At 63.1% G+C, this 16,779-nt stretch carries 15 protein-coding genes and 1 pseudogene; 6 read left to right on the top strand and 10 right to left on the bottom strand.

Annotation, left to right across the window (positions count from 1 at the left end):
* Positions 1 to 293 precede the first annotated feature (293 nt).
* From Q4G32_RS06515 to Q4G32_RS06525, 3 genes are read right to left on the bottom strand one after another with little or no spacing between them, the layout of a single operon-like run.
* The gene (locus tag Q4G32_RS06515; RefSeq protein WP_303350141.1) at positions 294 to 455 is read right to left on the bottom strand and encodes a hypothetical protein; all 162 of its coding nucleotides are present in this window, start codon (positions 453 to 455) and stop codon (positions 294 to 296) included.
* Positions 425 to 1,354 carry an Fpg/Nei family DNA glycosylase gene (locus tag Q4G32_RS06520; RefSeq protein WP_303350143.1) on the bottom strand — a complete coding sequence of 310 codons (930 nt, stop codon included), beginning with the start codon at positions 1,352 to 1,354 and terminating at the stop codon, positions 425 to 427. Before Q4G32_RS06520 ends, Q4G32_RS06515 begins: the two co-directional genes overlap by 31 nt.
* A 2-nt stretch (positions 1,355 to 1,356) precedes the next feature.
* On the bottom strand, positions 1,357 to 1,881 hold the full coding sequence (locus tag Q4G32_RS06525; protein ID WP_303350145.1) for a ribose-5-phosphate isomerase: 525 nt from the start codon (positions 1,879 to 1,881) through the stop codon (positions 1,357 to 1,359).
* 231 nt (positions 1,882 to 2,112) lie between these two features.
* Between Q4G32_RS06525 and pepN the strand changes: the two genes are divergently transcribed.
* Positions 2,113 to 4,671, top strand: coding sequence for an aminopeptidase N (gene pepN, locus Q4G32_RS06530; protein WP_303350147.1), 2,559 nt, complete (start codon positions 2,113 to 2,115; stop codon positions 4,669 to 4,671).
* Positions 4,672 to 4,841: 170 nt separating this feature from the next.
* Entirely contained in the window at positions 4,842 to 5,282 is a 441-nt protein-coding gene (locus Q4G32_RS06535; protein ID WP_303350343.1) for a globin, read from the top strand.
* Between the two features lie 23 nt (positions 5,283 to 5,305).
* On the opposite strand, the gene Q4G32_RS06540 is transcribed toward Q4G32_RS06535, so the two are convergent.
* Positions 5,306 to 5,992, bottom strand: a complete 687-nt coding sequence (locus tag Q4G32_RS06540; RefSeq protein ID WP_303350149.1) for a hypothetical protein — start codon at positions 5,990 to 5,992, stop codon at positions 5,306 to 5,308.
* Position 5,993: 1 nt separating this feature from the next.
* Positions 5,994 to 6,476, bottom strand: coding sequence for an acyl-CoA thioesterase (locus Q4G32_RS06545; RefSeq protein ID WP_303350151.1), 483 nt, complete (start codon positions 6,474 to 6,476; stop codon positions 5,994 to 5,996).
* Positions 6,477 to 6,528: 52 nt separating this feature from the next.
* On the opposite strand from Q4G32_RS06545, the gene Q4G32_RS06550 reads away from it, so the two are divergent.
* Positions 6,529 to 7,434: an acyl-CoA thioesterase gene (locus Q4G32_RS06550; protein ID WP_303350152.1), complete on the top strand. Its 906-nt coding sequence runs from the start codon at positions 6,529 to 6,531 to the stop codon at positions 7,432 to 7,434.
* A gap of 41 nt (positions 7,435 to 7,475) precedes the next feature.
* Here the strand turns inward: Q4G32_RS06550 and Q4G32_RS06555 are convergent, their stop codons facing one another.
* Both Q4G32_RS06555 and Q4G32_RS13925 read right to left on the bottom strand, forming a co-directional pair.
* Positions 7,476 to 7,910, bottom strand: coding sequence for a 4'-phosphopantetheinyl transferase family protein (locus tag Q4G32_RS06555; RefSeq protein WP_303350153.1), 435 nt, complete (start codon positions 7,908 to 7,910; stop codon positions 7,476 to 7,478).
* Positions 7,911 to 7,916: 6 nt separating this feature from the next.
* Positions 7,917 to 8,093: pseudogene (locus tag Q4G32_RS13925) on the bottom strand (4'-phosphopantetheinyl transferase family protein); the annotation flags it as partial.
* Between the two features lie 229 nt (positions 8,094 to 8,322).
* On the opposite strand from Q4G32_RS13925, the gene Q4G32_RS06560 reads away from it, so the two are divergent.
* From Q4G32_RS06560 to Q4G32_RS06570, 3 genes are read left to right on the top strand one after another with little or no spacing between them, the layout of a single operon-like run.
* Positions 8,323 to 9,351: a FecCD family ABC transporter permease gene (locus Q4G32_RS06560; protein ID WP_303350155.1), complete on the top strand. Its 1,029-nt coding sequence runs from the start codon at positions 8,323 to 8,325 to the stop codon at positions 9,349 to 9,351.
* The gene (locus Q4G32_RS06565; protein WP_303350156.1) at positions 9,348 to 10,436 is read left to right on the top strand and encodes a FecCD family ABC transporter permease; all 1,089 of its coding nucleotides are present in this window, start codon (positions 9,348 to 9,350) and stop codon (positions 10,434 to 10,436) included. The genes Q4G32_RS06560 and Q4G32_RS06565 overlap by 4 nt, the downstream gene beginning before the upstream one ends.
* Positions 10,433 to 11,344, top strand: a complete 912-nt coding sequence (locus Q4G32_RS06570; protein ID WP_303350157.1) for an ABC transporter ATP-binding protein — start codon at positions 10,433 to 10,435, stop codon at positions 11,342 to 11,344. Before Q4G32_RS06565 ends, Q4G32_RS06570 begins: the two co-directional genes overlap by 4 nt.
* Positions 11,345 to 11,353: 9 nt before the next feature.
* On the opposite strand, the gene Q4G32_RS06575 is transcribed toward Q4G32_RS06570, so the two are convergent.
* Genes Q4G32_RS06575 through Q4G32_RS06585 form a run of 3 tightly spaced genes read right to left on the bottom strand, consistent with a single transcriptional unit; the run spans position 11,354 to position 16,761 of the window.
* Positions 11,354 to 13,231, bottom strand: a complete 1,878-nt coding sequence (locus Q4G32_RS06575) for an ABC transporter ATP-binding protein (RefSeq protein ID WP_303350160.1) — start codon at positions 13,229 to 13,231, stop codon at positions 11,354 to 11,356.
* A complete protein-coding gene (locus tag Q4G32_RS06580) occupies positions 13,221 to 14,846 on the bottom strand; it encodes an ABC transporter transmembrane domain-containing protein (RefSeq protein WP_303350344.1) in 1,626 nt (541 codons plus the stop codon). Before Q4G32_RS06580 ends, Q4G32_RS06575 begins: the two co-directional genes overlap by 11 nt.
* Positions 14,847 to 14,853: 7 nt before the next feature.
* The gene (locus Q4G32_RS06585) at positions 14,854 to 16,761 is read right to left on the bottom strand and encodes a siderophore-interacting protein (RefSeq protein ID WP_303350162.1); all 1,908 of its coding nucleotides are present in this window, start codon (positions 16,759 to 16,761) and stop codon (positions 14,854 to 14,856) included.
* Positions 16,762 to 16,779: the final 18 nt, after the last annotated feature.

Below are 16,779 nucleotides of genomic sequence, written 5' to 3' on the forward strand. Positions count from 1 at the left end.
TGTAGCTCAATGGTAGAGCCCCAGTCTTCCAAACTGGCTACGCGGGTTCGATTCCCGTCATCCCCTCCAAATTTTCAGCAGAGGCCCGGTCCATTCGACCGGGCCTCAAGTTTTTGCCGCCACCCCAGCGCTGAGATCACCGGTTGTTGTTGAGATCACCGGTAATAGGCGGTGATCTCAACAACAACCGGTGATCTCACCTCGAGGTGCGGTCAGGATTGTGGCGCCTGGCACGTGGGGTTGCCCTGGGCCAAGGTTCGGTGTCAGCACGGAGTTCCGTTGATAGCAACTGGTCAGGTCTGCAAGGCCTGAACGAATCCGGAGACCATGCCGCGCATCGCCACCACGAATCCCTGAAAAGGAATGGCATGGAAGATGGCGCGTCCAAGGTCCTCCGGGGCGACCGGAGTGGTATCCACCCGGATCACGACGACGGCGGTTGGCAGCTCGGGCACCAGAACAAACTGCGCCCGGCCAATTCTGTCTCCCGCACCAGCGTTTCACAGTGCAGGCAAGGTTTACCCGTGCGCTTGTAGACGTAGTTTGCGTGCGCCGGCCATGCCGCGGTCTCGGGGACACCGGGACGATCATCTGCATCCGTGGTGATGATCCGACCCAAGCGCACCCCAATCTCCATCAACGCACGATTTTCCTCCCACAAACCAAGCAGCAACGCCTCCCCCGCACCTTTGCCAGCCAGGAATGGGTCTACACCGCGGCGAAACAAGGACTCGGCACGGAAAATATTGCCCACACCGGAAATAACCTGTTGCTCCATCAACAACGCCGCAATAGGTCGCGCGGACCGTCCGGCACGAGCCAGGTAGAGCCCAGGAGAGGCCTCCGGGTCCAGAGGGTCAGGACCAAGCCGCTTCTTGGCCGTCTCCGCTTCTGAGACCGTTTCCACCCTGCAGTCGGAGGGACCGCGCAGATCAGCCCAACCGTGGCGGCCCACCAACCGGGCGCGTACTGCCCCTACGGGCGGATCGGGCATCACGCGCCCGTCGTCGTCGCGGCTCTGGGCAAGGGAATCCCCCCTGGTCTCTCGTTCACCAATCTTGCGCGGGGCACCGATGCTGGAGGCTGCAGCGAACTGGGCGTCACCGGCAAAACTCCACGCCCCGTAGAGCCCCAGGTGTGAGCGCATGACCAGGCGATCTTCCGGGTCTGCCGGAGATTCAAACGTCAGGTGCAGCTGCTTGCCGTAGGCCCGCGCCGAGACCAGGCGGCGACCGTCCAACAACGCGGCTCCGCGCGCGAATCGGCCCTGGGGGCTGGAAACCGCAAGCTCCTCACCCAAGAACACGTCACCGATCTGAGTTGCCAGCCGGTGAATTGAATGGCCTTCTGGCACGATCAGGCCTCGGGCGACTCGGCCAAATACGGCCGTGCGGTCAAACCGTCCAGATGCCCGGCGACAGTGCCGGTGCGTTCGAACTCGGTGATCTGGTTGATGCGGCGTACGTGACGCTCGTCGAAGGAGAACGAAGTACTCAGGAAAGCGCGAACGATTTCCAGACCCTCGTCCGGTGTGTGCTGGCGTCCGCCCAATGCCACCACCTGAGCGTCATTGTGTTCGCGGGCCAATTGAGCGGTTGAGAGATTCCAAGCCAGGGCCGCTCGGACTCCCGGCACTTTATTGGCTGCCATCTGTTCGCCGTTACCCGAACCGCCCAGCACCACGCCCAAGGAGTCCAGCCCCCGGGCACGGTCCTCCATGACGGCTTGAGCTGCGTGAATGCAGAATGCGGGGTAGTCATCAAGGGCATCGTAGATCTCAGGCCCGTGGTCGATCATCTCGTAGCCATCGGCTGTCAGTTGCTCAACCAGATACTGCGACAATTCCATTCCGGCGTGGTCGGTGGCGATGTGAACGCGCATCCGCGCAACTCCTTCACGAGGTGGGCCGTGCCTCACAGCACAGGATTCACACTGCATCTCTCATGCAGCAGTACGCCCCAAGTCACGGCAATGCAGCAAGCCTGCAGAACCTGGGTACGTGCCAGCCTAATCCAGACTGGGTGAGCCATGGCATCATGGGGCGATACTCCCGCACGACTTCCCCCCGTCAAGGAATCTCCACCAGGATTCCGGTGAAAGGATCGCACCACAGTGCCCGGCAAAAACCTCACCCGAGTAGAAGCAGCGGAACGCGCTGCCTTAGTTTCCGTCGATTCCTACGATGTCGTCTTGGACCTCACCACGGGCAACACAACTTTTCACACGACGACGACGGTGAAGTTCAAAGCCAAACCGGGGGCTTCCACGTTCATGGATGCTTTCACCGCGGCGGTGAACTCGATCCAGCTCAATGGCCGTCAGCTCGATCCCGCCGAGGTGGCTGACGGCGTGCGCATCCAGCTTCCGCAGTTGGCCGAGGACAACGTGCTGGTGGTTGATGCCGAGATGTACTACACGAACACCGGCGAGGGCCTGCACCGTTTTGTGGACCCCGTGGATGGCGAGGTCTATCTGTATTCGCAGTTCGAGGTGGCCGATACTCGCCGGATGTTCCCGGTCTTCGAGCAGCCTGATCTGAAGTCACGATTCACGTTCACGGTCACGGCACCCAACTATTGGCAGGTGGTGTCCAATCAGCCGACACCGGAGCCCACCCCCGCCGGTGAGGGCAAAACCACCTGGGCCTTCGGTACCACTCCCCCGTTGCCGCCCTATATCAACGCTTTGGTGGCCGGTCCGTATGAGGTTGTTCGCGACGAGCTGACCTCCTCCGATGGCCGGGTCATTCCCTTGGGTGTTTTTGCCCGAAAGTCGCTGATGAAGCACGTGGATGCGGAGGAGATTTTCGATCTCACCAAACGGGGTTTTGCGTTCTACGAGTCCCAGTTCGACTCCCCGTACCCGTTCGAAAAGTACGACCAGCTCTTCGTGCCCCAGTTCAACGCCGGGGCGATGGAGAACGCCGGTTGCGTGACATTCGTGGAGTCCTATGTCTTCCGATCTCGCCCCACGTTGGCTCGGGTGGAACGCCGTGCGATCACGGTGCTGCACGAATTGGCACACATGTGGTTCGGCAACCTGGTGACCATGCGCTGGTGGAATGACCTGTGGCTCAACGAGTCCTTTGCCGAGTTCGCCTCCACGTTGGCTTCTGCCCAGGCCACCGAATACAGCAACGCCTGGACCACGTTCGCCTCCATGGAGAAGTCCTGGGCTTTCGAACAGGATCAGCTACCAACCACTCACCCGATCAAGGCCGATATCACGGACCTGGAAGACGTTCTGGTCAACTTCGATGGCATCACCTACGCCAAGGGCGCCTCCGTGCTCAAGCAGCTGGTGGCCTGGGTTGGGCAGGATCAGTTCATGGCCGGTTTGCGGACCTACTTTGCCAAGTACGGCTGGACCAATGCCGAGCTCAAGGATCTAATGGCCGAACTTGAGGCCGCCTCCGGCCGAGAGCTCAAGGACTGGTCCGAACGCTGGCTGGAAACCGCCGGCGTCAACACCTTGCGCCCGGATTGCGTGCGCAATGACGACAACATCATCACCTCCTTTGCCATTGAGCAGACGGCCACGGATGAATACCCCACGTTGCGCCCTCACCGGTTGGCCATCGGCTTTTACGACGTCGACGACGCCACCGGACAACTGATCCGTAACCACCGCGTAGAGCTGGATATCGACGGTCCTCGCACCGAGGTCCCCGATCTGGTGGGTCTGGAGGCACCCGACTTGGTACTGGTCAACGACGACGACCTCGCCTACACCAAGATTCGTTTGGACGAGTACTCCCAGGACACCGCTACCGAGCACCTCAAAGACTTCGCGGAATCTCTTCCGCGCGCTCTGGTCTGGCAGGCCGCCTGGGATGGTGTGCACGACGCCGTCGCACCGGCCAGGGGGTACGTGGAGACGGTGCTCAACAACATCGGGGAGGAGACGGATTCCACCACCGTCATGGTGCAGCTGCGGCATCTGGACACAGTTCTGGACAGCTACGTGACCCAGGCTGATCGCGGCCGGATCGAGGAGGATGCCGCTGAGCGCCTGTGGCACTTGGCCGCCGCTGCAGAGCCCGGCTCTGACAACCAACTGCAGTTCATCCGTGCCTACGCCCGCCGGGCCCGCACATCAGAGCAACTGGACCGTATTGACGGACTGGATTCCGGTGAGCTCATGCTGGACGGTCTGGAGGTGGACACTGACCTGCGGTGGGCGCTGCTGACTTCCCTGACCGCCGGTGGACGCCTCGGACCCAACGCCGTGGATGCCGCCCTGGAACGGGACAACACGGAGCACGGTGCGATTGCAGCCGCTCAAGCACGCGCAGCCATCCCGACCGCGGAGGCCAAGGCAGCCGTCTGGACAGCCGTGATTGAGGATGGTTCGATGCCCAACTCCCTGCAAGAAGCTGCCATTGTCGGTTTCCAACAGTCCAACGATGACTCCCTGTTGTCGCCCTACGTGGAGAAGTATTTTGCGGTGGTGACGGATATCTACCGCGAACGCTCGCATGAAATCGCCGAGCAGGTGGCCGTGGGCATGTTCCCGCGCCTTCCCGTGCAGGCCACCGTTGACGCCGCCGATACCTTCTTGGCCACTCTGCCGGAAGACCTCAATGGTCTGCGGCGTTTGATTCTGGAGGGCCGGGATCGCGTGGCACGCGCTGTGGCCGCACAGAAAGTTGATGCCGAGGCAGCACAATGAGTGACCGCAGGGACCGGAGCGCGAACGGGCCCGAGCCCACGGACCAGACCCCTGACGCTGACCAGACCAATCCCGCCGGTCAGATCAATCCGGAGGCGGCTGCTGCACCCGATGCGCGGATCATTCCCGTAGGTAGGCCGTTGTCGGCCATGCGGCGGCCCATGAAGCAGATGGGCGATCGCCGCGCCGAGGCTGACACAGCGCAGAGCGCTTCCTCTGAGGCGGGAGCGGGCCAGTCGGCGTCGTTCTACGACCAAGTGGGCGGCCACGAAACCTTCGCCAAGCTCGTGCATGAGTTCTACAAGGGTGTGGCAGCGGATGCGGAGTTCCGCGCCATGTACCCCGAGCAGGACTTGGCCCCCGCTGAGCGTCGGCTGCGGATGTTCCTGGAACAGTACTGGGGCGGACCGACCACCTATTCGGAGGAACGCGGCCACCCCAGGCTTCGGATGCGCCACGTCCCGTTCCACATCGATTCCAAGGTGCGCGACACGTGGCTCAAGCACATGCGCGCAGCCCTGGACACCCTGGACCTTCCGCCCCTGCACGAAGGCATCTTGTGGGACTATTTGGAGCGCGCCGCCCACTCCTTGGTGAACGCCCCGGACTGAGCCAGGCTGTCGCAGACCACCGCTCAGCGGGGCTTGTGGGTTAGCACGAAACCTCCGGGACAGGACAACCGCGTCCAGGAGCCATTGACGGCAACGGGAACCTCGGAATCGTCGTCGGAGCGCAAGAATCCCAGTGCCCAGGCGGCGAAAGCAGCACCGTCGGGGACCACGAAAGGCGACTCACCGTCGTCGTTGGCGCCCTGTCCCCACTCGGACACCCGGCTCCAGACTCCCGAGCGGACCCGTTGGACGATCTCCCGTCCGGCGTTGGTCGGGATGGTCTGGGCGACCTCCTCCGTACCGGCCTTGGCCGTGGTCACCAATGCCTGTGCCGGCACCGCGCCAACCGCTTCCCAGCCGGACAACGACGGCGAGACACCCGCCCAGGCGGCTTTCTCGTCATAGGGCGGCAAGCGCAACATCGAGTCACCGGTGCTGCGCAGACGTGGTATCCGGTCCAGTACAGCCCCCAGGCTAACAACGGCATCCAGCGTGGAGGGTTGGCCCAGACCTGCGGTGCGTAGGCCCAATACGGTCGGAGTGTTGTCCAACAAACCCGCACGTGCCAATACGCAGCTCCACATCCCGACCGCGCCGCCAACACCCTGGAACCGTACGGCACCGTCGTCGTCAATCGAGCGGGCACGGCTCAGATAGGTGCGGACGTCCTCCACGGAGGATGCGTCGACGAGTTCAAAGAAACGCGCCATCTCATGTACCCCGGACCGGCTCCGGGCGACGGTGGAACTGCACCGGCTCCTCGGAATACGCCGTCAGGAAAGCGATTTGTTGTTCCGTGAGGCGCTCGGGACGCCCCGATTCGCGGCCAATCTGCACGGTGGTGGACTGGGCTACGGCAAAGGTGGTTCCGTCGTCGTGGTCCTGAAGCTCGTAATTGAGCACGTAAGAGGAGGCGCCAATATTGGAGACCCAGATGCGGACTTGGATCGGGGCCAAGCGGTAGTGCAGTTGTGCGGTGTATTCCACCTCCTGGCGTCCCACCACCGTGAGGCGGGTGCCGGTCAGCTTGCGAAAACTCAGCCCATCCTCGATCCCATCGATGCCGTGGATGGGCATTTCGCTCAGGCGCACGCGAGCGTCCTCAAGGTACTGGAGTTGAACCACGTTATTGGCGTGGCCGTAAGAATCGATATCGCCAAAGCGCATGTGAATATCAACGGTGAGGGAAGTCATGGGTCCATGGAAACACACCGACGGCCCACACCTGGCCCGTAAAGTAACGGTCATGACCCCAGAGCACTTGTCCGAGACCGGCTACGACCCCACACAGGCCCTGATTGAGATGCTCAATGTGAGCAATCAAGGCGGGATTCGCACGTTGGAAGACATATTTGTGGGCCAGACCATCTCCTCCCTGCGCGGGTCTGTTTACGGCGGGCAGGTCATGGCGCAGTCCTTGCGGGCGGCGATGGCCACGGTCGAGGAGGACCGCACTATCCATTCGATGCACTGCTACTTCCTGCGTGCCGGGGACATCCACGAGCCCATCACCTTTGGGGTGGAGCGGATGCGCGATGGCCGATCATTTTCCACCAGGCGGGTGCACGCTTACCAGTTCGGGGCGCCAATTCTGTCCGGGATTTTCTCTTTCCAGACGGCCTCCCGGGGCCTGGAGCACCAGGATGATTGCCCCAAGGGGATGCCTGATCCAGAGTCTTTGCCCACGGCCAGCGACCTTTTGGGGCATCTGGACCTTCCGCAAGCGCGGGCAATCGCCAAGGAACGCCCGTTCGATATCCGCTACATCACCCCCGCGATCTATCTAGGTCCGACCGAACGGCGGGAACCGTTTAGCGCCGTGTGGGTTAAGACGCACCGCGCGTTGCCGGATGACCCTGGTCTGCATCAGGCGGCGTTGGCTTATGTCTCCGATTACGTTCTGTTGGAGCCTGCCCTGCGCAAACACGGCAAGTCCTGGTTGGAGAAGGGGATGGCGATTGCCTCTCTGGATCATGCGATGTGGTGGCATCGGCCGGCCCGTGCCGATGAATGGTTGTTGTATGTCCAGGCCTCGCCGTCGGCCTCCGGCGCTCGTGCCCTGGGTGAGGGGCGGATGTTTGACCGCGAGGGCAAGCTCGTGGCCACCACCATGCAAGAAGGCATGATCCGTTTGCCGGAGTTCCGCGACTAAAACTCCGCCGAGATCATGGTTTGGGTCGTTTTGAGGTGCCCTCAGGCGACCGAAACCATGATCTCGGCGGAGTTGAGGGGCACCACCGCGATGGCCGCGAGTAGCACCCCATCATCCACCACCCATCGGCCTTCGATCAGAGAAGAGGCGTTGCCCTCCGAGAACAGGGTGGTTGGCAACTGTGCACGGAAGCCCCCATCGGGCTTCGGGTAGACCGAGACCTCCTCAAAACCGAGCCATCGGTGCTTGATCGGGAACCAGGCTTTATAAATGGCCTCCTTGGCGCAGAAGATCATGCGGTCCCAATGCACGGGTGCTCCACCCCGCGTCTGCCGAGTCAGTTCAGTCATCCCAGTCAACTCGCGAATGTTCTCGGCATCCTGGTCGGTGAGGATCAACGGGCGCACCTCAGGAGGCAGCGGTTCATGTGGCTCTGCGTCAATACCGATGGCCTGCACCCGCTCCGAGCGTGCCACAGCTGCGGCCCGATATCCCCGACAATGCGTAATGGAACCCACCACCCCGCGTGGCCATAGGGGTTCGCCGCACTCCCCTTTGAGGATTTCCACCGGTTCCACACCGAGGTGACCGAGGGCACTACGGGCGCATGCCCTGCCCGTAGTGAACTCGGCCTTTCGCTTAGTCACAGCACGGGCCATTACCCGTTCCTCGTTGGGCCACAAAAGAGCCGTGACCTCGCAGCGTGAGGCCACCACGCTGACTTCGGACGGCAGGATCGAAGCAAGTGCTCCCCCCTGACTGACCTCCTCCAATACTGACGACGACGCCAGAGGGTCGCGACGTTCCAAGCAAGATCTCCCATCCGATTGTCGGCCCACCCGTCGTGGCCGCTAGGTTAGGTAAACCTCACCATGATAGAACGTGGCTATGCTCCAAACCCTTTCGGGGACCTCCCGCGCCCGCACTCAGGTGATCACCCTGGGTATTTTGGTGCTGGCCTTGGTGCTGTGCTGTGCTGTGAGTCTGTTCATCGGCTCACGCGGAGTCGAGCCCAGCGCTGTCTGGCAAGCCCTGTGGCATCCAGAGCAAGCACAGACTGAAATCACTGTATTGGTTCACGAGCTGCGCATCCCGCGGATCGTGATCGGTGTGGCCGTGGGTGCGGCTTTGGGCCTGGCCGGCGCCCTGACCCAAGGTCACACCCGCAACCCACTGGCCGACCCCGGCCTGCTGGGAGTCACCAGCGGTGCCGCGCTGGCCATCGTGGCCGCTGCCTTCTTCCTGGGAGTCACTTCCCCCGGCGTGCAAGTCTGGTTCGCATTCGGCGGTGCCGTGATCGGCGCCACTTTGGTGTTTGCGATCAGCGCCCTGGGTGGCTCCGCCACCAATCCGCTGACCCTGATCCTGGCCGGATCGGCCCTGACGGCCTTTCTGACCGCCATGACCACCATGCTCGTGCTCTCCGACCGCGGTGCTTTGAACGTGCAACGGTATTGGCAGGCCGGAACCGTGGCCGGCCGCGATCTCAGCGTGCTGACAGATGTCCTGCCGTATCTGGTGGTGGGCACGGTTATTGCCTTGTTGTCCGGACGTACATTGACCTTGTTGGGTCTAGGCGATTCCGCAGCGCGTTCCTTAGGCGCACGTCCGGGGCTGGCCCGCTGGAGCGGATTCGTAGCCATCGTCGTCTTGGCCGGTGCGGCCACTGCGGTGGCCGGGCCCATTGGGTTTGTTGGCCTGGTGGTCCCCCACATTGCCCGTCTGATCGGCGGTCCCGATTACCGATGGGTGATCCCCGTGTCTGGGTTGCTCGGCGCAATCCTGGTGGTTGTCGCCGATACCGTGGGCCGGATCATCGCTGCTCCCTCGGAGGTCCAGGCCAGCATTATGTTGGCGTTCATCGGTGCCCCCGTATTCATCCTGTTGGTTCGACGACGACTCCCGGTTGGCCCATGACCACGACGCTCAACACCACCTCACCCCAGCAACAAGCCACCCGCGAACCGGGCCACAGGATGCTGCGCATCGGCACCTTTGTCTTCCCACTGCACTTACGTTCTCTGATCGTAGTAACCGGTGCCATGCTGTTCGGCTGCGTAGTGTTCGTGGTGGGTCTTGGCCTGGGTGACTATCCCCTGACCCCCAGTGAAGTACTCACTGTGTTATTCGGCGGCGGCACGCGACTCCAGCACATGGTGGTTTTCGATTGGCGTCTAGCCAGAGCTTTGGTTGCCGTTGCCGTGGGTCTGGTCCTTGGTATGGCCGGAGCCATCACCCAGAGCATCGCGCGCAACGCCCTAGCCAGCCCCGATGTTCTGGGTATCTCCATGGGTGCTTCCGCCGCAGCGGTCTGGGTCATCGGCTTTGGCGGGCAGCTAGCGCAGATTCCGATGGTCATTCCGCTCGTAGCCACCGGTGGCGCTGCCCTGACGGCTGCGGTCATCCTGCTGCTGTCCCGCGGAACAGGTACGGAGACCTACCGCTTGGTTTTGATCGGCATCGGGGTCAATTCGATGCTCAGCTCCGTGGTCAGTTTTGTGCTCGCTTCGGCAGAATCGGACAGCGCGGCACTCGCTCTGGTCTGGTTGACGGGCAGCGTCAATGGACGTGGAATCACCGAGTTGATTCCGGTACTGGTGGTGTTGTTCGTGGTCGGCGTCCTGGTGTTACCGACGGCCCGGGACCTGCGGCCTTTGCAGCTCGGAGAGAGTTCGGCCTCATCGTTGGGGGTCAACGTCGGACGACGGCGCGTGCTGATGTTGGCGGCCGCCGTCGTGCTCACAGCCGCAGCCGTTGCGGCAGTCGGCCCCGTATCATTCGTGGCCTTCGTGGCACCCCAGGTGGCCGTGCGATTGCAACGCGCTGCCCACCCACCTCTGGTGGGCAGCGCCGTCTGCGGGGCGGTGCTTGTACTGACTGCCGATGTGATCGCCCGCGTGGCGCTGCCCTGGGAACTGCCCGTGGGAATCGTCACGGCGGCCATCGGCGGCCCGTTCCTGCTCTACGTCATCGTGACCAATCGACGAAGGATTACGTTGTGAGCCATCCCAGTAGCACCGACCGGCAGAGCAGCCTCTCTGGCAAGGGCTCATCGGGCCCCAATACCGCACCGTCCGAGAATGCACCCGCACCTTCAGAATCCGCGGGTGCCCGGCTCGTGGCTCGCGGTATTGATGTGGGCTATCGCAACACCAACGTGATCAGCGATCTCACCTTGGAGATTCCCGAACATGCCGTCACCACCATCGTCGGACCGAACGGTTGCGGCAAGTCCACATTGCTGCACACCTTGGCCCGGTTGTTGGCCCCGCGTGCGGGGGCCGTGGAATTGAACGGACGGGATCTCTACACCCTGGCGCCCAAACAGGCGGCGCAAACCATCGGCCTGCTCCCGCAGTCCCCGGTGGCCCCGGAAGGAATGACGGTCTCCGAATTAGTGGCCCTAGGCCGGCACCCACACCACACTTGGATTCGGCCTTGGTCGGTTGACGACGCCGATCACGTCCGCCGCGCGTTGGAGCTGACCTCCGTCTCCGATCTGGCCGAGCGCCCTCTGGAATCGCTGTCCGGTGGTCAACGCCAGCGGGTGTGGCTGGCCATGACCCTGGCCCAAGACACCGAAATCCTTCTCCTGGATGAACCCACCACCTACCTGGACCTGGCCCACGCTTTGGACCTTCTGGACCTGGTGGACACCCTGCACGAGGATCGTGGGCGCACCGTGGTAATGGTTCTGCACGATCTTGTGCTGGCCACCCGGTACAGCGATCATCTGGTGGTGATGAATCGAGGCAAGATCGAAGCCGCTGGCCACCCCGCGGAAGTCGTCACGGAGGAGCTTTTGGCCGAGGTTTTCGGTCTCAGCGCCCGGGTCATTGAGGACCCGGTCAGCGATCGCCCGTTAATCGTGCCCTTTGGACGACGCCACACCAGCGTGACCAACCGCTGACCCAACTGATCACCCGATCTGGGAGGCGTCCCACAAGGCTGCATAGCGGCCTCCACACCGCAGGAGTTGATCGTGAGTGCCGTCCTCAACCACCCGGCCACGGTCCATCACCAGAATGCGGTCACACACGCTGGCCTGCACCAACCGATGAGCGATCACCACGCTGGTGCGGCCACGACTCAGCCCGGCAACAGCCTCTCCCAACTCGGCAGCCTCATGTTCGGAGACCCTGGAGCTGGGCTCGTCCAAGATGACGACGGCGGGGTCCAACACCGCCGCCCGGGCCAGTGCCAACTGCTGCGAGCGATGTTCAGCCACCATGGGCGAACCCGCCTCCAGCGTGGTATCAAGTCCATCGGGAAGTTCACGGGCCCACTCACCGAGCCCCACCAGCTGTAGGGCTTCCCACAACTGCTCATCGGAGCACCCGGGTCTGCCCAGGTCCAAGTTGCCGCGCAAGGTGGTTGAGAAGACATGGCCCTCCTGGGCGATCAGTGCCACCCGACGGGCACGATCCGCTGCGGGAAGTTCATGCAGGAGTTCCATTCCGGTTTGGGTACTCCCCGTGAGTCCCGGCCCCACTTCGACAGTGCCGGTCAAAGGGTCTCGGACACCGGCGGCTACCGCCGCCACGGTGGTCTTGCCTGCACCTGATGCTCCTACCAATGCCAATGAGGTGCCAGCAGGCACGGTGAAACTGACGTCGTGCACCACTGCCTGGTCTCCATAACCGGCCCGCAACCCGGTGACGCGTAGCTCCGAACCACCCGTGCGGGTGTCAGCGAGGCCCGCTTCTGCAGCACCATCGACGACGACCGAAGTCCTCACGTTGCCCGCGTTTGCGGTACTTCCCATCATGCCCACGATGCGACTCAACGAAGTGGCCGCAGACTGAAGCTTGTCCAGCATCATCAAGGCCGTGCCAATGGGATCGTACAAGCGCATGAAGAACAGGATCGCCGCCGTCGCAGCCCCCAACGTCACAGCTCCTTGGCCCAGAAGCACCAGAGTGGTTCCCAGCAAGGCCACCATTCCCAAGAACTCAGCCAGATTGACACCGGCGAAAAGCCGAGTGGTCGCGATCTGAGTCAACACAATCATGCGCGCCACCACCCATGAAGGGCGCACCAGACGAGTTCGCATGAATCCAGCGGCGTCGTAGGTACGGATTTGGGTAGAGCCCTTGACGACGTCGAGCACCACCCCGGCACGACGTGCCCGCTGGCTGCGTTCCGTTGCGTATAGCGGCGGCGCCTCACGCAAATAGCGTCTCACCACGAACCCGTAGACCGGGACGGTAACAACCATCAAGGACACGGCATACGACCAGTGGATGGCGACCATTCCCACGGCAGTCACCAAGATTCCCGTGACGGCAGCCACCGCAGACGGCAGGGCCGTGTTAATCGCGGAGGTGACTGCGGCGACGTCGTCGGTGGAGCGGGAGACGACTTCCCCGGACCCTGCCGCCTCCGCTTCCTCCTGCCCCCGGCTCAGGGCAGCGGCCATCGTGTCCTCGCGCAGGGAGGCGATCACACGATCGGCAACACCTGCGGACCAAACCGTACCGACGGCGTTGAGCGATGCGCCTAAGATCACAGACCCCAGCAGGACCGCCACAGCCCAGATCAGTCCACCGTTCCCGATCAACCAATGAGCCCCACCCTGACCCGTGCCCAAATCAACGAATGCTCCCAATACCGAGGGCAGCACCAGCCCGCAGCCAGCCGAGGCCAACAGGGCCAGCACCGCACCGGTGGTACGCCAGGGGTAACGGGCAGCCTTGCGTCCGAGGGCGCGCAGGACTTGGCCGCCGCTGGCCCAAGGAATCGCAGCGGACCCGTGGGTTGCAGCCCTCGGAGGATTCTGCACGGTGTCACGCCCCACGATGTCCTCCTACGTTTTGGGTGGAGCCAACACTGAGCTCATCGAGGTCCCGGTCCCCGATCCTCAGGTGTTGATCGGCGATTTCGCGCCACACAGACGATGAGGTGAACACCAGCGTGCTCTGGCCTCGTCGGTGGTTTCTGATCCCTTGGGCCACAGCAACCTCGGTCACGGTATCCAGAGCCGATGTAGGTTCGTCCAAGACCAGAACCTGGGGGTTGGCCGCCAAGGCACGCGCCACGGCCACACGTTGCCGCTGGCCACCCGATAGTTCCCCTCCGGCCTCACCTACGGTCACACCTTCTCCCGCCGGATGTTCCTCCAGGAAATCGGTACACGCTGCCGCCTTCAACGCACCGGCGATGTCTTCAGCCGCAACCCGGTCGAAGCCCACGTTCTCAGCCACATCCCCGTTGAGCAGGAAATCCTGTCCCGATCCGACCAACCATCCGTTCGGTTGTCCGTGGATCGTGTGCTCGCGCAGACCGTCGAGCAGTGTTTTCTTGATCTCGGAGGAAACCTCCACCATCACGAGCTCACCAGCCCGGGGTGCCTCCACCGCTTGCCACCAGGCCGCCGAAGGGGCAGTGCATGGGCTCGGCGGGGATTGGAGGACATCCAGCACACGCGCAGCCGATGCCAGCCCTGTTGCCCACACCACGCCCACGTTGCGTCCTAATACGGACATGGGTTCCACCAGCATCTGTGCGATGGCAACTACCACCACCAACTCCCCTACACTGAGCCGTCCGGCCATGGTTTGTTGAATCGCCAGCACCGCCGTGGCAACCACAAACAGTCCACCGGCGATGTGAGTCAGCGCCCCCAATTGGGCGCGGGCAACGTTGGATCGCAAGGCTGCTGCAAGGGCATTCCGGGAGGCCAGGCGGTAGCGTCGTCCGGCCTCCGCGCCCGCACCCAGGCCCGCAACCACCCGCAGTCCGGAGAGATGGTCGACGGCGACGTCGGCAGCGGTGCCAGCCTGGTACTGAGCCTGCCGTTGCCGCACCGCTAACGGGCTGGCCAAACGGTCGGCCACTAACGCGGTGATCGCAGCCCCAAGGAGAATGCCAACGCCCAAGGGCCACCACACCCAGATCAGGACACCGCCTCCGACCACGACCGCTGCAATCTCTCCGATGGGTAGAAAGGCCAGCAGCTTGGTCATGGACACCGCTTCGGTATCCGTACCGGCAACCGTCAAAAGGTCTCCGGCAGATCGTCGATCTGCCCCCATGCCACGGCGGTCCGTGATCCGGTCCGTGACCATCATGCGCAGTTCATGCTGGACAAAGCTGGCGGCGCTGTGTCCCAAGCGTGCACCGAACCGATACGCGGTGGACAACAGCAAGAAAGCAAGACCAAGTATGACCACCGCCCACACGGTGCCTGGTACATCGCCCGCTGCCAAGGGACCGTCGATAGCCCGCCCCACGATCAAGGGCACCAGAATTTCACCGATCTGGTGAGCTACAGCCAGAACCGCTGCCCCCAATGTCATCCAGGGACGTGACTTGATCACCTGCCAGATCAAACCGACCGGTGTGGTGTCGGCACCAACGCTCAGGGTGCTGCGGCCATCTTCTGTGTCCGGTGGAGTCAGTAAGGCACGCACCAAGGACTCAGAGCCTCCGTCCGGATTTCATGGCGGCAAGCTCAATGGCCCACAAACCCCAACCGACGGCATTGGACTTGACCACGATCCCGCCGGCATCCGCGGCGAGCTGTGCCAAGCGCCGCCGGGTTGGCAAAAGACCACCGTGCAAGCACAGACGACGCACGTCTTCCTCGGCATCGAACTCGTCCGGAGCGTCTGCATCGACCAGAGCCGAAACCACGATCACCCGTTCGGCTTCCCGTAGCAGAGCGCTCAGCAACGCAGTGGACTGCGGGGCCGGTTGCGATCCGAAGGGGTCCACGGCCACCGCCGTCGTCGTACCCTCAGCCACAACACGCTGGAAATCAGACTCCACGATGAGGGCCTGAACCTGCTCGCGTCGCTCCGGGCTGATCTCCGCAGTTCTGCGCTGTAGTTCAGGCCCCGAGCCTGCAACCGCTGCCCGCAGTCCCGCTACACGCCGCAAGGCCTCGTCAGCGTAGACTCCGGCACCCGGACCGGTGAACGTCACCGTCTCCTGCTCACCCAAGCCCACCACGCCGGGCAGCGCCGGGGCGGTGAACCATGCCTCCTCCGCAACCTGTTCCGCCACTTCCTCGGCCACGCCGGAGTCCTGTGCACAGACCTCGGCCCAGCTGCGACCCTGATGATCGACGGCGACTGGTCCACCTTTCGTCAGCGCCTCATACAGACCAGCCAAGGACAGTTCCGCGATCGTGGCCGAGCGATTCAGCGAGCGCACCATCCGGGAGTCAGGGTCGGCCAGTAGCTGCCCCATTTCGGTCAGTTCCACGCGACCGCCCTGCAGCCTCTCATCCTCCACGCTGCTGCTCTCAGCGCTGTCTTTCTCCACTTCGGTGCTGCTCAGGTTGAGCAGGTCGTGCACGGCTAGCAGACGCAGCAACCGAGTCAGCCCCTCGGGCTGCGTGCCCGTCCGCTCTGCCAACTCGGCTACAGTGTCAGCCCCGTCGTCAACGTGAGCGAAGAGGTCCATGGCGCAGGCCGTTCGGATGGCCAGGGCCGGTGCCAGTTCCGTCAGTTCGTGCAGCTTCGCCTCCGCGCTGGGGCCGGTGGCTGCAACGTCCAAAGTGTGGGCGTCATTCTCGACGCTGATCACCTCGCGGCGGCGCCAGTATCCGGAGATGTCGGTGTGTTCGCGCGGTACCGAACGGTCCTGTTTGAACCAGCGCCGCAGGGGTTTGATATCCGTAGCTTCACCAGCCACCCAAACGAAAGGGTTTCCCTCCCACCACTCGATCTCTTTGACGGTTTCCACCAGGTCATCCCCGGCATCGCGGATCACCCAGGTCACCTCAAGCTCAGCCTGGGTGTCCAACTCCTGCTGATCGTGGACCGTTGGGATTTCAACAACTGCGCGTACCCGCGTGCCCGCCGGGACGTCCTCCAAACAACGTGCGATGGCGGGCAACGCGGTGTCGTCACCCACCAGCAGCATCCAATCGGTGTCCGTGGGCAGGGCGGCAGAAACCTTGGGGCCGGCTACGTAAATGCTCTCCCCGGGGCGGACCGTCCGCGACCAACTGGAGGCTAGGCCCGTTCCGTGCAGGACGAAGTCGATAGCCAATTCACCGGTCTCTGGGTCAAACGAACGCACCGTGTAGGTCCGCGCCAATGCCACGGCGTCCTCGGTCCAGGCCACGGTGCCGCCGGGCTGGGGCTGCGGGATGGGGCACAGCCCCGTCACGGGATCGGGCACGATGATCTTGATGTCATCGTCAAAGCCCGTGCTGCGAAACGCCGGGATACTCACCCCGTTGCGTTCGTGTTCTTCAAGCCCCGCCCCGCCCAAGACGATGCGCCGCATACCAGGGGTGAGCTCCTGTACCCGCAGCACCTCCAGCTCCCTGATAGTGATCGGGTAAACGGTCGTCTCCCGGCTTGTTCGTTGCATTGCCTACCTTCCACTTGT

It is taken from the genome of Kocuria sp. (assembly GCF_030538595.1).
GTDB lineage: Bacteria > Actinomycetota > Actinomycetes > Actinomycetales > Micrococcaceae > Kocuria.

Coding starts and splice junctions, on each gene's coding strand:
- Q4G32_RS06550 (WP_303350152.1), top strand. CDS start 6,529: ATGACCCCAGAGCACTTGTCCGAGACCGGCTACGACCCCACACAGGCC.
- Q4G32_RS06525 (WP_303350145.1), bottom strand. CDS start 1,881: ATGCGCGTTCACATCGCCACCGACCACGCCGGAATGGAATTGTCGCAG.
- Q4G32_RS06540 (WP_303350149.1), bottom strand. CDS start 5,992: ATGGCGCGTTTCTTTGAACTCGTCGACGCATCCTCCGTGGAGGACGTC.
- Q4G32_RS06560 (WP_303350155.1), top strand. CDS start 8,323: ATGCTCCAAACCCTTTCGGGGACCTCCCGCGCCCGCACTCAGGTGATC.
- Q4G32_RS06545 (WP_303350151.1), bottom strand. CDS start 6,476: ATGACTTCCCTCACCGTTGATATTCACATGCGCTTTGGCGATATCGAT.
- Q4G32_RS06535 (WP_303350343.1), top strand. CDS start 4,842: ATGGGCGATCGCCGCGCCGAGGCTGACACAGCGCAGAGCGCTTCCTCT.
- Q4G32_RS06585 (WP_303350162.1), bottom strand. CDS start 16,761: ATGCAACGAACAAGCCGGGAGACGACCGTTTACCCGATCACTATCAGG.
- Q4G32_RS06565 (WP_303350156.1), top strand. CDS start 9,348: ATGACCACGACGCTCAACACCACCTCACCCCAGCAACAAGCCACCCGC.